The 4,391-nt window shown below is 46.7% G+C and carries 3 protein-coding genes; 1 reads left to right on the plus strand and 2 read right to left on the minus strand.

Going from position 1 to position 4,391, the window contains the following annotated elements:
- On the plus strand, positions 1 to 1,605 hold a 1,605-nt coding region (locus AB4653_RS16675; protein WP_372104770.1), incomplete at its 5' end, for an Ig-like domain-containing protein.
- A gap of 96 nt (positions 1,606 to 1,701) precedes the next feature.
- Here the strand turns inward: AB4653_RS16675 and AB4653_RS16680 are convergent.
- Together AB4653_RS16680 and AB4653_RS16685 are read right to left on the minus strand one after the other, a co-directional pair.
- Positions 1,702 to 3,015, minus strand: a complete 1,314-nt coding sequence (locus AB4653_RS16680; RefSeq protein WP_009845529.1) for an HlyD family type I secretion periplasmic adaptor subunit — start codon at positions 3,013 to 3,015, stop codon at positions 1,702 to 1,704.
- Positions 3,008 to 4,391, minus strand: a 1,384-nt coding sequence (locus tag AB4653_RS16685) for an ATP-binding cassette domain-containing protein (protein WP_372104773.1), incomplete at its 5' end; no start/stop codon positions are given. The genes AB4653_RS16685 and AB4653_RS16680, both read right to left, overlap by 8 nt.

Below are 4,391 nucleotides of genomic sequence, written 5' to 3' on the forward strand. Positions count from 1 at the left end.
ATTTACGATGGTTCAACACCCGTTGGACACGCGGTATCAGATGCTTCTGGCCAATATAACGTTGTAGTAAGCAGCTTACCGAATGGCGATCATAATCTATCCGCCAAAGCATTGGCTCCTTCATCAGTGCTACCGGCTACATCTTCGCTTCTTTCCGTCCATATAGATACACAAGTACACGTCGGTATTCAAACAGACCCAATTACCGCCGACAATGTGATTAATGCTCAAGAATCCAGCAGCTCCATTGACATCACCGGATCCGTTTCTGGCGATTTTAATGCAGGTGACATTGTGACTTTAGATGTAAATGGGACACAGCATACTGGCGTGGTCGATGCAAAAGGACACTATTCAATTGCCGTACCTGGCAGTGAACTCATTGCCGATGCTGACCAAAAAATAGAGGCATCAGTAGCGATAACAGATACCGCAGGTAATAGCGCTCATGCCACTGCAGATGTTACTTACCAAGTCGATACACAGGTTAGCGTTCCTACGATTACCTTTGAAAACGCAGGGGCAGACAACTTATACAGCAAAGCTGAAATCGCCCGAGGACAAGCAAACACGATCACAGCAACCGTTACGCCTCCTGGTGATGCCAAAATCGGTGAGCATCTTGTCGTCAATGGTCAGGATCATGTATTAGATGCTCATACTCTACAGCACGGAATACAAATTGAAGTTCATCCCGGTTCTAATGTACAAGCAACAATGACTGACGAACACGGTAATACCGCAGGTAGCCAAGGTTTCGCTGCAAGCGCTATTCCTGAACCTATCATTGTCAGACCACCATCGGGAAGCCACCAAGTATCTGGCACGCTTGGGGTTCCACCACTATTACCATCGTTAACTCCGGTACCAACAGCACAAAGCGGTTGGCGAATCCATTTACCTAACGGACAGTACGTCACTAGTCATCATGGCCAATACGGGACATTAACTATTGATCCTCAGACCGGTCATTTACATTATCAAGAGCAAGCCCAAGTTCACACGGGCCCTCATGGCAGCGCTTCTGGTATAGGTCAACATGAAGATAAATTTGAAGTGGCATTGCAAGGGACAAATCAAGATGAAGTTGTCGCCCATGTGAATATCCAGATACTCAGTCATGGGCCAGGAAATAGTGGAAAGCTGACAGTTGGAACTGAAGTGGTTGATATGACAATCACTCCTGTCGTCCATACATCACACCCTGCTCCACCACCACCGCCTCCTGTTCAACATGACGAGCCAGACATGGCTTCGCAAGCCGACTTTACGGTCACACTAAGCGATGATAGTAATCTGGATTTAACCCAGCAGACCCATCAAGAACCCGAACAGAAAACCAGCCACCATGGTGCAGCCGCTTATCTGGATGCATTGGGCATTAAACCCGATGCGACATCGACAACGGTTCACGATCAACCTGCGGATATGGATATCGTACTTGCACAAGTCGACCAACCAGATGCAGCAACACATGACCAAGCGCACTTGGATATGTCAGACGCGCTGGAACACCATGATGCAAACATCAACCATAACCAAGATGATGAGCACCATCATCACAACGATATCGATGGGTTACCGGACATAGATCCAAATAGTTAACCGATAACGAGACTAAACAGAAGGGAGCACATGATGTGCTCCCTTTTTATTATTTGCTGTTGTTATTCGTTTACTCTCAACGACTCTTTATAACGATTACCTTTCACCAAATGCGACACTCACATTGGTGTAAATCGGTTTCCATAAATACTGGAATACAGATTTCTCACCAGTAGTTATATCTACCTCTCCCGTCATACCTGGCAAAATAGAAAAGCTCTCTGGGTTATCGCGGAAGTATGGCGTATCAACCGACACTACGACTTCATAATAGATCTCGCCACGCTCGCTTTGACTTGTGGTCGGAGAAATACTCTCAACCGCCCCTTTTAGCGCCCCAAAGCGGCTGTAATCAAACGCATCAATCTTGATACGAGTCGGCTGCCCTACACTCACAAAACCAATATCTCTTGGCGACAAACGAGCTTTAAAGTCTGCTTTCCCACCAACAGGAACGATTTCAACCACAGTACCACCAGGCTGAATAACACCACCGTTTTGCGTGCTTGGCAGGCTTTGCACCAAGCCTTGTAGCGGTGACACCAACATGGTGTTGGTCAATTTAGCTTGGCTTGAACGAACTCTTGCATTCAATGCCGATAAGTCAGATACGGCTTTAGAACGATCGTCACTGACCTTCGCCTTAGCCTCTGCTAAAAGCTGTTCAATTTTTTGCTCAGTGCTGTCTGCTTGCTTGATTAACACAGCTTTCTTACCACGAGCTTCTTCAATTTTCTGCTCAATACTGGCCAGTTTCTGACGCATTTCAAGCACACGTAAACGTGAAATGTTACCCGCTTTATAACCCTTCTCCAGTATGTTCAACTCTTGCTTAGTCGCATTTAACTCTTTCTCATAACTCGGCAAGGCCTTTTCTACGCTACGAAGCTGCTCTGCAATTTGCTCGCTCTCTTTCTCAAGCACCACACGCTTTTGGAAGTAGAGGGCTTTTTGCGCGTTCAGCTGCGCTTTTTGTTGGCTGACGATCTCTGGGTAATCGACCTCAAACTCAGCAAGGTTAGGCTCACGTTGCTCAAGCAGCGCATTCATACGTTCCACACTGGCTAGAAGCGTCACTTGTTGGGACTTTAGCTCTTCAAGGGCGGTACGCTGGAAAGTGGCATCAAACTCAACAAGCGGCTGGCCTTTCTCAACCAACTGCCCTTCTTTAACGAGAATTTGCTTTAACTTACCGCCAATCGCGCTTTGTAATACTTGCTTCTCGCCTTCTGGAATCACAGCACCTTTGGCTTTGGCGATTTCATCAACTTGAGTGACTACAGACCAAGTGGCAAAAGCAATAACACATAAGGCAACCGACCATGTGGCCAGCGCCAATGTACGAGCCGTATTTTGTGATTCAACAAGTTCACCGTAGCGCTTGCCCTTCTCGATAGATTGTTTAGTCATTAGCGACTCCTTGCTTAGACTTTGATTGTTCTTGTTGGGCTGCATTTTGTTGAGCAGACGCCTCTTGAGTTGACGGCTGTAGCTCTTGAGATAACGGTTGCTCAGATAACTGCGGTTCTTGAGAAGCTTGAGGCTCTGAAGGCTGTTCCTGCTTCAAAGACTGCTCCGGCTCTAATGGACCGGCATAAACCACTGCACCTTCATTTAATACCACCACTTTATCGGCAAGCTTGATTAAATCCGGATCGTGGGACGTGTAAATCACCGTTGCTTTTCCTTTTTTCGACTGCACAAACTCACCAAATATACGTTTAGCATTTGGGTGAGCATCAGGCACAGGATTATCCATTAAGAACATTGGGTAGTCATAAACCAGCGCTTTTGCATCAATGAGGATCTGCGCGACGCTGCCAGACAACATGTCAAAAAGGCTGTCCGGCTGAATACTGCTGATGGAAGTATCGAGCCCACCTGATAATGTCTCGAACCAACGCTTTCCGCCCACCATTTCAATTGCAGATATCATTTTCTTATCTTCGACTTTGTGACCGTCGTTTAGCCACTCTCGAATACTCAGCGTAAGCAAATCAGGATATGCGGCTCGAATGAAACACCAGTGGCGATAAAGCTGCGGATCATATTGAACGAGGTTAACGCCTTCAAGCTCGACCATACCGTTTTGGATAGGCTGCAAGCCAGACAGCACTTCAATTAATGTTGATTTACCGCTCCCAGAAGGGCCGGTAATCGCGACAATTTCACCGGCTTCAATATCAAAACTCACACCATTCAAGGCCGGGCGACTCTGTTTGGGATAGCGCAGCGTCACTTGGTCTAATTTCAAGTTAGGCGCTACCACGGGTAACGGGTGATGCTGGTAACTGAATTCACGCTCAGACGGCTGAGACAAAATACGGTTCACTTGCAGCTTGGATTGATTAAAGCTATTAAAACGCATCGCACTGTTTGCCAACACCTGAGCTGGGCCAGTCACCTTAGATATCAACATCATTGAAGCAATCAAACCACCAGGGGTCATCACTTGTTCAAAAATAAGTCCTATACCTAACCCCATCACGGCGAGTGTCGATCCCACACCAATAAAATAGTAAATCGAGGTGTACCGGCTCTGGAGAACCGATTGATTAAAGGTCACTGTTGAAGCAAGAAGATTGGCTTTTTTGAAACGTTGAATCCAGTGCTCTGAGAACCCAGCACTGCGAATAAAGGCAAGCTTGGATGACAGCTCATTAGTCATGTTTTGACGATTCGTACCTGCCACTGTCGATTGCATAGAGCGCTTGCTGCTAGAGCGTATCGAGCGTTTTGCTAGCAAGTAATAAAGGATTAAAGAGACGACTGGAACCAGTACCAAC

This window comes from Vibrio sp. 10N.222.48.A3, assembly GCF_041475345.1.
GTDB lineage: Bacteria > Pseudomonadota > Gammaproteobacteria > Enterobacterales > Vibrionaceae > Vibrio > Vibrio tasmaniensis_A.